3 protein-coding genes are annotated in these 16,391 nt (G+C 74.7%); 2 read left to right on the forward strand and 1 reads right to left on the reverse strand.

Annotated elements, in window-relative coordinates:
• Window positions 1-93 precede the first annotated feature (93 nt).
• The gene (locus tag ACZ6ZI_RS31660; protein ID WP_469526585.1) at window positions 94-13,839 is read right to left on the reverse strand and encodes a type I polyketide synthase; all 13,746 of its coding nucleotides are present in this window, start codon (window positions 13,837-13,839) and stop codon (window positions 94-96) included.
• Window positions 13,840-14,171: 332 nt separating this feature from the next.
• Here ACZ6ZI_RS31660 and ACZ6ZI_RS31665 point away from each other — a divergent pair, with 332 nt between their 5' ends.
• Window positions 14,172-15,539: an FAD-dependent oxidoreductase gene (locus ACZ6ZI_RS31665; protein ID WP_469526587.1), complete on the forward strand. Its 1,368-nt coding sequence runs from the start codon at window positions 14,172-14,174 to the stop codon at window positions 15,537-15,539.
• Window positions 15,540-15,541: 2 nt separating this feature from the next.
• A complete protein-coding gene (locus ACZ6ZI_RS31670) occupies window positions 15,542-16,387 on the forward strand; it encodes an alpha/beta fold hydrolase (protein WP_363056476.1) in 846 nt (281 codons plus the stop codon).
• Window positions 16,388-16,391 lie beyond the last annotated feature (4 nt).

The raw sequence follows: 16,391 nt of genomic DNA on the forward strand, positions 1-16,391 counted from the left end.
CTTGCTCGTTCGCCACGTGATCTCAGCTCCCCGACGTGATGTGGCTGGGTGATGATGAATGGAGGGTTCGCATACCGGTCTGCGGCTTCCGGCTCAGTCGAGGTCGTCGAGGAGCGCGAACAGCTCCTCGTCGCTCGCGTCGTCCAGGTCGGCGTTCGCGTCCTCTTCGGCCTTGCCGCCGCCCGCCGTGTCGGCGATGTCCAGCAGCTCCCGCAGCCGGCCCGTGATCTGGTCGAAGGCGTCGCGGTCCGAAGCGGCCGCCTGGATCGCGGACTTCAGCTTGTCGAGGTCCGACAGGACCGGGGCGGCCGCCGACACGTCCTCCACCGTGATCTGCTTGCGCAGGTACGCGGCGAGCGCGGCCGGGTTCGGGTAGTCGAAGACGAGGGTGCTGGGCAGGCGCAGACCCGTCGCCGCGTTGAGCTGGTTGCGCAGCTCGACCGCGGTCAGCGAGTCGAAGCCCAGCTCCTGGAAGGCCCGGTCGGCGTCGATGCCGCTGTGGTCGGCGTGGCCGAGCACCGCGGCCACCTGGGCCCGTACGAGGTCGGTCAGCGCGGTGACCCGCTCCTCCTCCGGCAGCGCGCCCAGGCGCTCCGCCAGCGAGGGACCGCCCTCCGCGCCGGACCCGGCGCCGCCACCCGCGACCGCGCGGCGCGGACCGGCCGGAGCCAGGTCCCGCAGCAGCGGCAGCAGCCGGTCGCCCTGCTTGCGCAGTGCCTCCAGCGCGAGTCGGGTGACCGCCAGGACCGGCTCCCCGGTGCCGGGGGCCGCGTCGAAGAGGTCCATGGCGTCCGACGAGGACAGCGGCAGCAGACCGAGCCGCGCCAGGCGCCGCAGGTCGGCCTCCTCCAGCGAACCGCTGATGGTGGAGGCCTGCGCCCACAGGCCCCAGGCCAGCGAGGTGCCGGGCAGGCCGTTCGCCTGCCGGTACTGGGCCAGGGCGTCGAGGAAGGTGTTGCCCGCCGCGTAGTTGGCCTGGCCGGCGTTGCCGATCAGACCCGCGATGGACGAGTAGAGGACGAACGCCGACAGGTCGAGGTCCTTCGTCAGCTCGTGCAGGTTCCAGGCCGCGTCCACCTTCGGCGCGAGCACCTTCTCCAGCCGCTCCGGGGTCAGGTCCGAGAGCACCGTGTCGTCCAGGACACCGGCCGTGTGCACCACGCCCGTCAGCGGGTGCTCCGCCGGGATCGCGGCCAGCACCCCGGCCACAGACTCCCGGTCCGTCACGTCGCAGGCGGCGACGGTGACCTCGGCGCCGAGCCCGGTCAGCTCGTCCCGCAGCTCCGTCGCGCCCGCCGCGGTCAGACCGCTGCGGCTGAGCAGCAGCAGGTGCCGCGCGCCGTGCTCGGTGACCAGGTGCCGGGCCAGGACGCCGCCCAGCGCGCCCGTCGCACCGGTGATCAGGGTCGTGCCCCGGTCCCAGCGCGGCTGCGCCGCCGCCTCGTCCTGCCGGGTCCGCGCCAGGCGCGGCACCCGCAGCTCCGTACCGCGCACCGCGACCTGCGGCTCGCCCGAGGCGAGCACGGCCGGCAGGGCGTCCCCGACGGACCCGTCGAGGTCGACCAGGACGATCCGGCCCGGGTTCTCCGTCTGCGCCACGCGCAGCAGACCCCAGACACCGGCCTGCGCCAGGTCCGTCACCGGCTCGCCGGCGGCGGTGGCGATGGCGCCCCGCGTCACCACCACGAGGGTGGAGTCCTCGAACCGCTCGTCCGCCAGCCAGGACTTCGCCGTCGCGAGGGCCTCGCGCAGCGTCCGCCGCGCGCCCTCCACCACGTCCCCGCCGGCGCCGGCCGCAGCCAGCACCACCGTGGCGGGCACGCTCTCCAGGGCCGCCACCTCCTCCAGGGAGGCGTACGAGGAGGCACCGGCGACGGTGACGTCACCGACCACGGCCCACCGCGAGGCGTCCGCGGAGCCCGTCGCGGCGGGCAGCGCGTTCCACACCACCCGGAACAACCCGTCCCGGGCCGTCGACGCCGCCTCGCGCAGCGCCTCCTTCGACACCGGGCGCAGCAGCAGCGACTCCACGGAGGCCACCGGGGCGCCCGTGCCGTCGGCCACCGTCAGCGAGGCCTGGAGGGTCTCCGTCTCCTGACCCGACAGGGCCAGGCGCACCCGCAGCACCGAGGCGCCCACCGCGTGGACGCTCACCCCGGCCCAGGAGAACGGCAGTCGGGCCTGACCCGACTCGAAGGCCACCCCCGGCAGCAGCGGGTGCAGCGCCGCGTCCAGCAGCGCCGGGTGCAGCAGGAACCGGGCCGCGTCGGCGCGCTGCGCGTCCGGCAGCCGCACCTCGGCGAAGATTTCGTCCTCGCCCAGCGTCCACAGCCGCGACAGGCCCTGGAAGGCCGGCCCGTAGGCGTAGCCCAGGGCGTCGAGACGCTCGTAGACCCCCTCCAGGGAGACCTCGGAGGCACCGGCCGGCGGCCAGGCCGTCAGCCCCTCGGAGACCGCGCCCGCCGGGGCCAGCGCACCGTTCGCGTTCAGCGTCCACGGCCGGTCGGCCGCCACGTCGCCGTCGTCGGGCCGCGAGAACACCTCGACCGTACGCCGACCCGCGCCGTCCGCCTCGCCGACGACGACCTGCACCTGCACGCCGCCCTGTTCGGGCAGGACCAGCGGAGCCGACAGCATCAGCTCCTCGACCCGCTCCACACCGAGCTGCTCGCCCGCCCGGGCGGCCAGCTCCACCAGACCGGTACCGGGGACCAGCACCGTGCCGTGCACGGCGTGCTCGGTCAGCCAGCCGTGCGTGCGGCGCGAGAGCCGCCCCGTGAACAGGTACTCGTCGCGGTGCGCGCTCGCCACGGCGGCGCCCAGCAGCGGGTGGCCGGTCGCGGCCAGACCTAGCCCGGCCGCGTCCGCCGGGGTCTGCGGGTCGTCCAGCCAGTACCGCTCGTGCTGGAAGGCGTACGTCGGCAGGTCGACCGCACGGGCACCGGGGAACAGCTTCGCGAAGTCCGGCCGGGCGCCGCGCATCCGCAGCAGCGCCATCGCCCCGGCCACGCTCTCGCCCTCGGGCCGGTCCCGGCGCAGGGCCGGCGCCAGCGCGCCCGCCTCCTGCTCCAGGGAACCCTGGGCGAGAGCCGTCAGCACCCCGTCCGGGCCCAGCTCCAGGAAGTCGGTGACGCCCTGCGCCTCCAGGTAGCGGACCCCGTCCGCGAAGCGCACGGCCTCACGGATGTGCGTGGCCCAGTACTGCGGGGAGGTCAGCTGCTCGACGGTGGCCAGGGTGCCGGTGACGTTGGAGACCACCGGGATGCGCGGCTCGCGGAAGGTCAGCCCCGAGGCCACCTCCACGAACTCCTCCAGCACCTCGTCCATGTGCGGCGAGTGGAAGGCGTGCGAGACCGGCAGCCGCTTGGTGCGGGCGCCCTTCGCCCGCCAGGCGTCGCAGACCTCGTCGACGACGTCCGCGTCACCCGAGATCACCATCGAGTTCGGGCCGTTGACACCGGCGATCGACACCGCGTTCCCGTACGGGGCCAGCGAGGCGCGCACGTCCTCCTCGGTCGCCTGGACCGCGGCCATCGCGCCGCCCTCGCGGGCGGCCTGCATCAGCCGGCCGCGCTCGGCGACCAGGCAGCAGGCGTCGCCCAGTTCGAGGACCCCCGCCAGGTAGGCGGCGGTGACCTCGCCGATGGAGTGTCCCAGCAGGTAGTCCGGGGTGAAGCCGTGGTGCTCGAACAGCCGGTACAGGGCCACCTCGATGGCGAACAGCGCGGCCTGCGTGAACGACGTCTGGTCGATCAGCGCCGAGTCCGCCGAGTGCTCCGGCGCGAACAGCACCTCCTTGATGGGCCGCGCCAGCTCCGCGTCGAAACGGTCGCAGATCTCGTCGAGGGCCTTCGCGAACACCGGGTTCGTCGCGTACAGCTCCCGGCCCATGCCCAGGCGCTGGCTGCCCTGCCCGGTGAAGAGGAAGGCCGTCTTGCCGGGACGCGCCGAGCGGCCCCGTACGACGTTGCTCGCCGACTCCCCGTGCGCCAGCGACGACAGGCCCCGGATCAGGGACTCCCGGTCGGCGCCGACCACGGCCGCGCTGTGCTCCAGGACCGCGCGGCCGGTCGCCAGCGAGAAGCCGATGTCGGCCGCCGACAGCTCCGGGTGGTCGAGGGCGAACCGGTGCAGGCGCGAGGCCTGCGCCCGGACGGCCTTCTCGTCCTTGCCGGACACCAGCCACGGCAGGACGCGCGCGGCCTCGGGAGCCGGCGCGGGCCGCCGCTCGGCGGGCGCCGCCGGAGCCTGCTCGATGATCACGTGGGCGTTGGTGCCGCTGATGCCGAACGAGGACACGCCGGCCCGGCGCGGCCGGTCGTGCTCCGGCCAGGGGGTCTCCTCCGTCAGCAGCGACAGCGCGCCCGCCTCCCAGTCCACGTGCGGGGAGGGCCGGTCCACGTGCAGGGTGCGCGGCAGGGTGCCGTGCCGCATCGCCTCCAGCATCTTGATGACGCCGCCGACGCCGGCCGCGGCCTGGCTGTGCCCGATGTTCGACTTGAGGGAGCCCAGGTACAGCGGCTGGTCCTCCGCCCGGTCCTGGCCGTAGGTGGCCAGCAGGGCCTGCGCCTCGATCGGGTCGCCGAGGGTGGTGCCGGTGCCGTGCGCCTCGACCGCGTCCACGTCCGCCGGGTTCAGACCGGCGTTCGCCAGGGCCTGGCGGATGACGCGCTCCTGGGCCGGACCGTTCGGGGCGGTCAGACCGTTGGAGGCGCCGTCCTGGTTGATGGCGGTGCCGCGGATCACGCCGAGGATCCGGTGCCCGTTGCGCCTGGCGTCCGAGAGCCGCTCCACCAGGAGCAGGCCGACGCCCTCCGACCAGCCGGTGCCGTCCGCGCTCGCCGAGAACGACTTGCAGCGGCCGTCGGGGGACAGCCCGCGCTGCCGGGAGAACTCCACGAAGGTGTGCGGGCTGTTCATCACGGTGACACCGCCCGCGAGCGCCAGGTCGCACTCGCCCGAGCGCAGGGCGCTCGCCGCGAGGTGCATGGCCACCAGCGAGGAGGAGCAGGCCGTGTCGACGGTGAGCGACGGGCCCTCCAGACCGTACGTGTAGGACAGTCGCCCGGAGATGACGCTGGAGAGGTTGCCCGCGAGCAGGAAGCCCTCGAACTCCTCCGGGGTGGCGCTCAGCCGCGACGCGTAGTCGTCGTACATGGCGCCCGTGAACACACCGGTGTTGGAGCCGCGCACCAGCGCCGGGTCGATGCCCGCGCTCTCGAACGTCTCCCACGCCGTCTCCAGCAGCAGGCGCTGCTGCGGGTCGGTCGCGGTCGCCTCGCGCGGGGAGATCCCGAAGAACTCCCGGTCGAAGAGGTCCGCCTCGTGCAGGAAGCCGCCCTCGCGGACGTAACTGGTGCCCGTGCGCTCCGGGTCCGGGTCGTACAGGTTGTCCAGGTCCCAGCCGCGGTTGACGGGGAAACCGCTGACCGCGTCCACCCCGTCGGCCACCAGCCGCCACAGGTCGGCCGGGGAGTTCACCCCGCCCGGGAAGCGGCAGGCCATGCCGACGATCGCGATCGGCTCGTCCGAGGCACCCTTCGCACGGGCCTTCACGGCCTTCGCCGGGGCGCCGCCCGCCTCCGCCGACACCTTCGACAGCACGTACGTCGCCAGGGCGGCCGGGGTCGGGTGGTCGAACACCGCCGTCGCCGGCAGCCGCAGCCCGGTGGCCGCGCCGAGCCGGTTGCGCAGGTCCACGCCCGCCATCGAGTCGAAGCCGATGTCGCTGAAGGCCCGCTGCGGGTCGATGGACGTGGCGCCCGCGTGCCCCAGCACCGAGGCCACGGTCGACCGTACGAGGTCCAGCACCGCGTCCGCGCGCTTGTCCTCGGCGAGAGCGGCGATCTGCCGGCTCCAGCCCGAGTCCCCGGCGCCGGCCGCGCCGGCCTGCGCCGCACGGCGGGTACGGGTGCGCACCAGCCCCCGGTACAGGGCCGGCGGCAGCTCGGCCGCCGTACGGAAGCGGCCCAGGTTCAGGGCCACCGGCACCAGCAGCGGCCGCTCACCGGCCAGGGCCGCGTCGAACAGGGCGAGGCCCTGCTCCGGGGTGAGCGGCGTCATGCCCGCCCGGTCCCAACGCGCCAGGTCGGCCTCGGTGAGGCCCGCGCCCATGCCGTGGCTGGAGTCCCACAGACCCCAGGCCAGCGAGGTCGCGGCCAGGCCGGAGGCCCGGCGGTGCGCGGCCAGCGCGTCGAGCCAGGTGTTCGCGGCGGCGTAGTTGGCCTGGCCCGCCGTACCCGTCAGACCGGACACGGAGGAGAACAGGACGAACGCCGCCAGGTCGAGGCCCTCGGTCAGCTCGTGGAGGTTCCACGCCGCGTCCACCTTCGGCCGCAGCACCGCGGAGACCTGCTCCGGGGTGAGGGACTCCACCGTCGAGTCGTCGAGCACACCGGCGGTGTGCACCACGGCCGTCAGCGGGTGCGCCGGGTCGACGGCGGCCAGCAGCTCCGCCACCGACGCCCGCTCGGCGGCGTCCGCCGCGACCACGCGCACCTCCGCGCCCAGCGCGGAGAGCTCCGCGACGAGGGTGTCCGCGCCCGGGGTCGCCGGACCGCGCCGGCTCGACAGCAGCAGGTGCCGTACGCCGTGCCCGGTCACCAAGTGCCGGGCGAACAGCGCGCCCAGACCGCCCGTGCCGCCGGTCACCAGGACCGTGCCGTTCCCGTCGAGGACCGGCTCCGCCGGGGCGGTCGCCGCCGCGCGGGCCAGCCGCGGGGCGTACAGGGCGCCGTCCCGGACGGCGAGCTGCGGCTCCCCGGTGGCGAGGGCGGCGGCGATCAGCGCGTCGTCCGCCGACGGGTCGGCGTCGACCAGCACCAGCCGGTCGGGGTGCTCGGACTGCACCGAGCGGACCAGGCCCCACACCGGGGCCGCGTCCAGGTCGGTGACGTCCGCGCCCGCCGGCGCGGCCACCGCGCCGGAGGTGACGAGCACCAGCCGCGACTCGGCGAACCGTTCGTCCGCCAGCCACTCCTTGACCAGCGCGAGGGTCTCCAGGGTCGTGCGGTGCGCGCCCTCGATCCCGTCGCCCGCGCCGGCCACCCGGACGAGGACGTCCCGCCCGGCCTCGACGTCCGCGAGGGCGGAGTCGGCCCGCGACCAGTCGGCCTCGGCGCCCTCGGGGGTCGCCACGGCCGCCCACTCCACCGCGTACAGGGAGTCGTCGCCGCCGTCCGCGGACGGGGCGGTCAGCTGCTCCTTCGCGACCGGACGCAGCGTCAGCGACTCCACCTCCGCGACGGGCGCGCCCGCCGCGTCGGCCAGCGTCAGCCGGTAGGTGTCGGTGCCGACGGGGGAGATCCGCACGCGCAGCTCGGCGGCGCCCGCCGCGTACAGCGAGATCCCCGACCAGGCGAACGGGAGCCGGATCCGGTCGGAGTCGCCCGGCGCGGCCGCGTCCAGCACCAGCGGGTGCAGCACCGAGTCGAACAGCGCGGGGTGCACCCCGAAGCGGGCGGCGCTCTCGCGCTGCTCCTCGGGCAGGCGCACCTCGGCGTACAGGTCCTCGCCGTCGCGCCAGGACGCCCGCAGGCCCTGGAAGGCCGGCCCGTACGCGTAACCGAGCCCGCTGAGCCGCTCGTAGACGTCCTCCAGCGGCTGCGCCTCGGCGCCGGCCGGAGGCCACTCGGTCAGGCCGGCGTCGGCCTGCGGGTCGCGGGCCTCGGCCAGCGCGCCCGTCGCGTGCCGGGTCCACGGCTTCTCCTGGTCCTCGCCGCCGTCGGGCCGGGCGTGGATGGAGAACGGGCGGACACCGGAGGCGTCCGGGGCGCCCACCGCGACCTGCACGCGCACCGGCTCGCGGCCGATCAGCGCGAGCGGCGCCTCCAGCGTCAGCTCCTCGACGCGGGTGAAGCCCAGGTGGTCGCCGGCGGCGACCGCCAGCTCCAGGAAGCCGGTGGCGGGCACCAGCACCGTGGTGCCGATGGTGTGGTCCGTCAGCCACGGGTGGCCGCCGACCGAGATCCGGCTCGTGAACAGGGCGTCCTCGCGGTCCGCGAACTCCACCGTGGTGGACAGCAGCGGGTGCTCGGAGGGGTCCAGGCCCAGGCTGCGCGCGTCGGTCGGGACGGTCGGCGACAGCCAGTACGTCTCCCGCTGGAAGGCGTACGTCGGCAGGTCGGCGGCGGCCCCGGCCGCGAAGAACGTCGCCGCGTCCAGCGGGGCGCCGGCGGTGTGCGCGCGGGCGAGGCCCTCGGTCAGGGTCCGCGCCTCCGGACGGCCGGCGCGCAGCAGCGGCACGGCAACGACGGGGGCGTCCTCCAGCGCGCCCTGGGCCAGCGCGGTCAGCACCGCGTCCGGACCGGCCTCGACGAGGACGGTCGCGCCCTGCGCGGCCAGCTCCAGGACGGCGTCGTGGAAGCGGACGGCGGCGCGGATCTGGTGCGCCCAGTAGTCGGGCGAGGTCAGCTCGGCGTCCGTGGCGAGCCGGCCGGTGACGGTGGAGACGACCGGAACGGTCGGCGCCGAGAACGTCAGCGAGGCGGCGACGTCGCGGAACTCGTCGAGGACCTCCGCCATGTGCGGCGAGTGGAAGGCGTGCGAGACCGTCAGGCGCTTGGTCTTGCGGCCCTGCTCCCGCCACCGCGCGGCGACGGCCTCGGCGACGTCCTCGTCACCGGAGATCACCACGGAGGCCGGGCCGTTGACGGCGGCGATCGACACCGCGTCCTCGTGGCCCGCCAGGGAGGCGGCGACCTCCTCCTCGGTGCCCTGGACGGCGATCATCGCGCCACCGGAGCGGGCCGACTGCATCAGCCGGCCGCGCGCGGCCACCAGAGCGGCCGCGTCGTCCAGCGACAGGACGCCGGCGGCGTGGGCGGCGGACAGCTCGCCGATCGAGTGGCCGGCCAGCAGGTCGGGGACGACCCCGTGGTGCTCCAGCAGCCGGAAGAGGGCCACCTCGATCGCGAACAGCGCGGGCTGGGTGTACGTGGTCTCGTCGAGCAGGGCGGCCTCGGGGCTGCCCTCCGCGGCGAGGACGACCTCGCGCAGCGGACGCTCCAGGTGGGCGTCGAGCGCGGCGAACACCTCGTCCAGGGCGGCGGCGAACACCGGGTGGCGCTCGTACAGCTCGCGGCCCATGCCCGGGCGCTGGGCGCCCTGACCGGTGAAGAGGAACGCGGTGCGGCCGGCGTTCGCGGTGCTGCCGGTGACCACGGCCGCGTCGGCGGCGCCGGCGGCGAGGGCTTCGAGACCGGCCAGCAGGCCGGCCCGGTCCTCGGCGAGGACGACGGCCCGCTCCTCGAAGACGGTACGGGTGCTCGCGAGCGCCCGCCCGACGGCGGAGGCGTCGACACCGGCGTCGTCGGCGAGGGCGGCGCGCAGCCGCTCGGCCTGCGCCCGCAGCGCCCGCGGCGTACGGGCCGACAGCAGCCACGGCGCGGGCAGTTCGGCGGGCGCGGCGGCCGGGGCGGGCGCGGCGTCCGGCGTCCGGCCGGCGGCGGGGGCCGCGGCCGGGGCCTGCTCGATGACGACGTGGGCGTTGGTGCCGCTGATGCCGAAGGAGGAGACGGCCGCGCGGCGCGGCCGGCCCGTCTCGGGCCAGGCCCGCTCCTCGGTGAGCAGCTCCACCGACCCCGCCGACCAGTCGATGTGCGTCGACGGGGTGTCGGCGTGCAGGGTGCGCGGCAGGACGCCGTGGCGGATCGCCTCGACCATCTTGATGACGCCGCCGACGCCGGCCGCGGCCTGCGCGTGGCCGATGTTCGACTTGAGGGAGCCGAGGAACACCGGGGAGCGGTCCTCGCGGGCGCTGCCGTAGGTGGCCATGATGGCCTCGGCCTCGATCGGGTCGCCCAGCTTCGTGCCGGTGCCGTGCGCCTCGACCGCGTCCACGTCCGAGGTGTCCAGACCGGAGTCGGCGAGCGCCTGGCGGATGACCCGCTGCTGGGCGAGGCCGCTCGGGGCGGTCAGACCGTTGGAGGCGCCGTCCTGGTTGATGGCGGAACCGCGCAGCACCGCGAGGACGGTGTGCCCGTTGCGCTCGGCGTCGGAGAGCCGCTCCACGAGGAGCAGGCCCACGCCCTCGGCCCAGCCGGTGCCGTCGGCGTCCGCCGAGAAGGACTTGCAGCGGCCGTCGGGGGCCAGACCGCGCTGGCGGGAGAACTCCACGAACATGCCCGGGGAGGACATGACCGTCGCGCCGCCCGCGATCGCCAGGTTGGTCTCGCCCGAACGCAGCGAGCGGATCGCCAGGTGCAGCGCGACCAGCGAGGAGGAACAGGCGGTGTCGGTGGTCACGGCCGGGCCGAGCAGGCCCAGCTGGTAGGCGATCCGGCCCGACATCACGCTGCTGGTGGAGCCGGTCAGGATCGAACCCTGGACGCTCTCGGGGGCCTCGTACATGCGCGGCCCGTACTCCAGCGCCGTCGCGCCGACGAACACGCCGGTACGGGTGCCGTGCAGGTCCTCGGGACGGATCCCGGAACGCTCGACGGCCTCCCAGGCGGTCTCCAGCAGCAGCCGCTGCTGCGGGTCCATGGCCAGCGCCTCGCGCGGGGAGATCCCGAAGAAGGCGGCGTCGAACTCGCCCGCGTCGTGCAGGAAACCACCGTGGCGCACGGCGGACTTGCCGGGCCGGTCCGGGTCGGCGTCGTAGAGGTCCTCGGGCCAGCCGCGGTTGACCGGGAAGCCGGAGACGGCGTCGCCGCCCCGCGCCACCAGGTCCCACAGCGCGTCCGGGGAGGCGATGCCACCGGGGAAGCGGCAGGCCATGCCGACGATCGCGATCGGCTCGTCGGCGTCGGCGCGACGGGTGAACTCCTCCGCGGCCTCCGCCGCGCCCAGCAGCTCGGCCTCGACGAACTCGGTCAGCGCCTGCGGGGTCGGGTGGTCGAACAGCAGCCCGCCGGGCAGCCGCAGGCCCGTGGCCTCGGCCAGCGCCCTGCGCAGCTCGGTGGTCATCATCGAGGAGAAGCCGAGCTTCTGGAACGGGGTGCGCTGCTCCAGCACCTCGCCCGGCCCGTACTCCAGGATCGCCGAGACGTGCGAGGTCACCAGCTCCGAGACCACGCGACGGCGCTCGCCCTCGGACAGCGCGGCCAGGCGGCGGCCCAGCTCGCCGTGCGGGACCGCCTCGGGGGCGTCGCCGCCCTCCGCGGACCGGTCGTCGGCGCCGGCCGCGGCGAGCGCCGGGGCCTCCTTGCGGGCGGTGGCGTCGAACCAGTACCGGCGGCGCTCGAAGGCGTACGTCGGCAGGGCGGTGCGCGGCGCGCGGCCGGCCTCGTGACCCAGGCCCGCGTACACGGCGTCCCAGTCGAGGTCCGCGCCGCGGGCGAAGAGGGACGCGACGGCGGCGAGCAGACCCTGCACCTCGGGGCGGCCCGCGCGCAGGGTGGCGGTGCCCTCGGTCAGGGCCGACAGGACGGCGTCGGGGCCGATCTCCAGGAGGACGTCGGCGCCCAGCTCCGCGAGGGAGTTCGCGGCGTCGGCGAAGCGGACGGCGCCGCGCACCTGGTCGGTCCAGTAGCAGGGGGTGCGCAGGTCGTCGCCGGCGGCCGGCCGGCCGGTGAGGGTGGAGACGACGGGGATGCGCGGCTCGGCGTAGGTCAGCTCCTTGGCGACCTTGTGGAACTCCTTCAACATCCCGTCCATGTGGGGGGAGTGGAAGGCGTGCGAGACGCTCAGGCGCTTCGTCTTGCGGCCCAGGGCCGCGATCCGCAGCGCCACGTCGACGGCCGCGTCCTCGTCGCCGGAGACCACCACGGACCGCGGTCCGTTGACGGCGGCGATCGACAGCCGGTCCGTCAGGCCCTCCAGGAACGGGAGGACCTCCTCCTCGGTCGCCTCCACGGCGATCATGGCGCCGCCGGTCGGCAGCGCCTGCATCAGCCGCGCGCGGGCGGCGACGAGCCGCGCGGAGTCGGCGAGGTCCAGGACGCCCGCGACGTGCGCGGCGGCCAGCTCGCCGATGGAGTGACCGGCGACGAAGTCCGGGGTGACGCCCCAGGACTCGACGAGCCGGTAGAGGGCCACCTCGACGGCGAACAGGGCGGGCTGGGTGTTGCCCGTGTCGTCCAGGCCCTCGCCCGAGGCGATGACCTCCCACAGCGGACGCTCCAGCAGCGGGTCCAGCTCGGCGGCGACGGCGTCGAAGGCCTCCGCGAACACCGGGAAGGCGGCGTACAGCTCCTGGCCCATCCCGGCGCGCTGCGCGCCCTGGCCGGTGAAGAGGAACGCGGTGGAGCCGGTCGTCGGCTCGCCCCGTACGACGCCGGCGCCCGGACGGCCCTCGGCGAGCGCCCGCAGGCCCTCCAGCAGCGCCTGCCGGTCGGAGCCGACCACGACCGCGCGGCGGTCGAAGACGGTACGGGTGGTCGCGAGCGCGAAACCGGTCTCGGCGGTGCCCGGGGCGCCCTCGGCGGCCGCGAAGTCCGCCAGCCGGGCGGCCTGGGCGCGCAGCGCCTCGTCGGAGCGGGCGGACAGCACCCACGGCAGGGCGGCGGCGGGCTCGAGGACCGACCCGTCGGTTTCCGCGCCCGCCCGAGAGCCCGTCGTCCCGACGACGGCCGGGGCCTCGACGACCACGACGTGGGCGTTGGTGCCGCCCATGCCGAAGGAGGACACGCCGGCGACCAGCGGACGCTCCGGGTGCGGCCACGCCGAGTGCTCGGTGTGCACGGCGAGCCCCAGCTCGTCGAGCGCGATGGCCGGGTTCGGGGTCTCGAAGTTCAGGCTCGGGGGCAGTTCGCGGTGGTGGATCGACAGCAGCGTCTTGATCAGGCCCGCGATGCCCGCGGCGCCCTCCAGGTGCCCGATGTTGGTCTTCACGGAGCCGACGCGCAGCGGGTCGCCCTGCGGCCGGTCCGCGCCGAGCGCGGCGCCGAGCGCGGTCGCCTCGATGGGGTCGCCGACCGGGGTGCCCGTGCCGTGCAGCTCCACGTACTGGACCCGCTCGTCCGGGGTGAGCGCGGCCCGCTCGTGGGCCAGGCGCAGCACCTGCTCCTGCGCGGTCGCGCTGGGGACGGTCAGGCCGGCGGTGGTGCCGTCGTTGTTGACGGCGCTGCCGCGGATGACGCCGTAGACGCGGTCGCCGTCGGCGAGGGCCGCCTCCAGCGGCTTCAGGACGAGGACGCCGGCGCCCTCGCCGGGGACGAACCCGTTGGCGCGGGCGTCGAAGGTGTAGGTGACGCCGTTCGGGGAGAGCGCGCCGAACCGTTCCTCCGTGGTGGCGTTCTCCGTCAGCAGGTTCAGGTTCACACCCGCCGCCAGCGCCGTCGTCGACTCGCCGGCCCGCAGGCTCTCGCACGCCAGGTGCACCGCGACCAGCGAGGAGGACTGCGCCGAGTCCACCGTCAGGCTCGGACCCGTCAGGCCCAGGTAGTAGGAGACCCGGTTGGCGATGACACCGCGGTTGACGCCGGTCATCGTGTGCTGGGTGATGGCCTCCGTGCCGTACTGGTACAGCAGGTTCGTCCAGTCGTCGCGCAGCGTGCCGACGAACACCGAGGTGCGGCTGCCGCGCAGGGTCGCGGGGACGATGCCCGCGTCCTCCAGCGCCTCCCAGGCCAGCTCCAGCACCAGGCGCTGCTGCGGGTCCATGGCCGCGGCCTCGCGCGGCGAGATGCCGAAGAAGCGGGCGTCGAAGAGGTCCACGCCGTCCAGGAACGCACCGCGCCCCGGGCCGTCGCCCGGGGCCGCCGAACCGTCCCGCGGCACGCCCCAGCGGCCCGGCGGGATCTCGGCGACGGCGCCGGACCCGCTCCGCAGGAGCTCCCAGAACGCGGCCGGGCTCTCGGCTCCGGGAAGCCGGCAGGACAGCCCCACGACAGCGATCTGCTGCACCTTCTCGGTGCGCGCCCCGGCTGCTACAGGATTCTGCTCACTGGTCACCACGCTCGGCTGCCCTTTCCTGGGATTACAGCGCCTGGGAATTCTGCGCCTGGATTCACCGCCTGCTGGATGTCCGGCCCCGTGTCAAGCCACGAAAATCCAGTCCTCGACAGGCTAGTAAAGGCAGGTTCACGAACAGTCATGGACCGGTAACTCCGCACGCTGGAACGCCTGATGAGCGGCCCGTTGCCACGCAATGAGCGGCCGGTGGAACGCCTGCGGATACCTTCGGTGCGGGCTTACGCGAAGCAAATGTCGGGAGGTGTCCCGCATTTGGATTCCGCGGGCTCGAGGTGGGCTGTAGTGATATGCGAATTCAAGGAGAGCTGATCGCTGTGAGTGCTGCATCTTCCCAAGGGGTCACCCCCGGATCCGCCGGAAACGTGACCGGAGGTCGCGCGGTCGTCCTCGGCGGGAGCATCGCCGGCCTCTTCTCGGCCCGCGCCCTCTCCGAGAACTTCGCCGAGGTCGTCGTCGTCGACCGCGACGAGCTGACCGGTCCCAACGACCTGCGCCGCGGCCTTCCCCAGGGCCACCACCTGCACGGCCTCCTCGCCCGCGGCCAGCAGATCGCCGAAGAGTACTTCCCGGGCCTCACCGAGGAGATGAAGGCCGCCGGCGCCCAGCTCGGCGACGTGGCCGACGACGTCCGCTGGATCATCAACGGAAAGCGGCTCCAGAAGGTCGAGTCGGGCCTCTTCGCCCTCACCTCCAGCCGCCCCTTCCTGGAGCGCCACATCCGCAACCGGGTGCTCGCCCTCCCCCAGGTCTCCTTCCTGGAGCAGTCCGACATCCTGCGCCTGACCACCACCGAGGACCGCCGCGAGGTCACCGGGGTCGTCGTCCGCCGCCAGGACGGCACCGAGGAGACCCTGGCCGCCGACCTCGTCGTCGACGCCACGGGCCGCGGCTCGCGCACCTCCGTGTGGCTCCAGGAGTTCGGCTTCGCCGCCGTCGAGGAGGAGAAGCACAAGATCGGCCTCGGCTACACCACCCGCTACTACCGGGTCCCGGACGAGGCCTTCGAGGGCAACATCTCCATCAACACCGTCGCCTCCGCCGGCATACCGCGCGGCGCGATCTGCCAGAAGATCGACGGCGGCCGCTCCATCGTCACCGCCTACGGCATCCTCGGCGACCACCCGGCCACCACCCCCGAGGGCTTCCTCGACTTCATCAAGTCGCTCGCGGCCCCCGACATCTACGAGGTCCTCCAGGCCTCCGAGCCGCTCGACGAGCCGGTCGCCTACAAGTTCCCGACCAACCTGCGCCGCCACTACCAGCGCCTGACGGACTTCCCGACCGGTCTGCTCGTCATCGGCGACGCCGTCTGCTCCTTCAACCCGAGCTACGCCCAGGGCATGACCGTCTCCGCCCTCGGCTCCCTCGTCCTGCGCCGCCACACGGCCGAGTCGCGGCGCCCCGACCCGATCGCCTACTTCAAGGACCTCGCCGCCGACGCGGTCGACGGTTGCTGGGAGATGGCCGTCGGCGCCGACCTCAGCTTCCCCGAGGTCGAGGGCGAGCGCACCGAGGAGGTCCAGCAGGCCCACGCGTTCATCGCGCAGGTCCAGGAGGCCGCCTCGCGCGACGCCGCCGTCGCCCGCGCCTACTCCCGCGTCATCGGCCTCGTCGACTCCCCGGCCGTCCTGCACGACCCCGAGATCGAGGCCGCCATCGCCGCGGCGTCGACGCAGGCGTGACCATGACCGCGATCACCCTGGGCGACCTCACCTTCGACGTCGAGGTGGGCGGACCGGCCGACGGAGACCCCGTCCTGCTCCTGCACGGATTCCCGCACAACAAGGAGTCCTGGACGGAGACCGCCCCGCTGCTGCACGCCGAAGGACTGCGCACGATCGCCCCCGACCAGCGCGGCTACTCCGACGGCGCCCGCCCGGCCGAGGTGGAGGCGTACCGCCTCGAACACCTCGCGGCCGACGCGCTCGGCGTCCTCGACGCCCTGGGCATCACCTCCGCCCACGTCGTCGGCCACGACTGGGGCGCCGCGGTGGCCTGGTACCTGGCGGCCCACCACCCCGACCGGGTGCGCACGCTGACCGCCCTGGCCATCCCGCACCTCGACGCGTACCAGCACGCCTACCGCGTGGACGAGGAGCAGCAGCACAGCTCCCAGTACGTGGAGTTCCTCGTCTCCGAGGGCGCCGCCGCGCACTTCCTCGCCGACGGGGGCGCTCAGCTGTACGCCTGGTTCACCCAGGCCGGCGAGGGCGTCCTGACCGACGCCCAGATCGAGCGGTACGTCACCACGCACCGCGCGCCGGGCGTGCTCGACGCCGCCCTCAACTGGTACCGGGCCAACAACCTGCTCGGCGACGACCTCGGCTTCGGCCCGGTCACCGTCCCGACGACGTTCGTCTACAGCCGTACCGACACGGCCGTGAGCGAACTGGCCGTCGAGAAGACCGCCGACCACGTCACCGGCCCCTACCGGCTGGTGACCCTGGAGAAGACCTCCCACTGGCAGCCGCAGCAGGACCCCGACACGGTCGCCGCGGAGATCATCCGGCGGGTTCGCACGGCCCCCTAGCGAC

The organism is Streptomyces sp. NPDC103540 (genome assembly GCF_055584445.1).

Excerpts from the sequence above, each read along its gene's own strand:
- ACZ6ZI_RS31670 (WP_363056476.1), top strand. The coding sequence starts at position 15,542 with ATGACCGCGATCACCCTGGGCGACCTCACCTTCGACGTCGAGGTGGGC.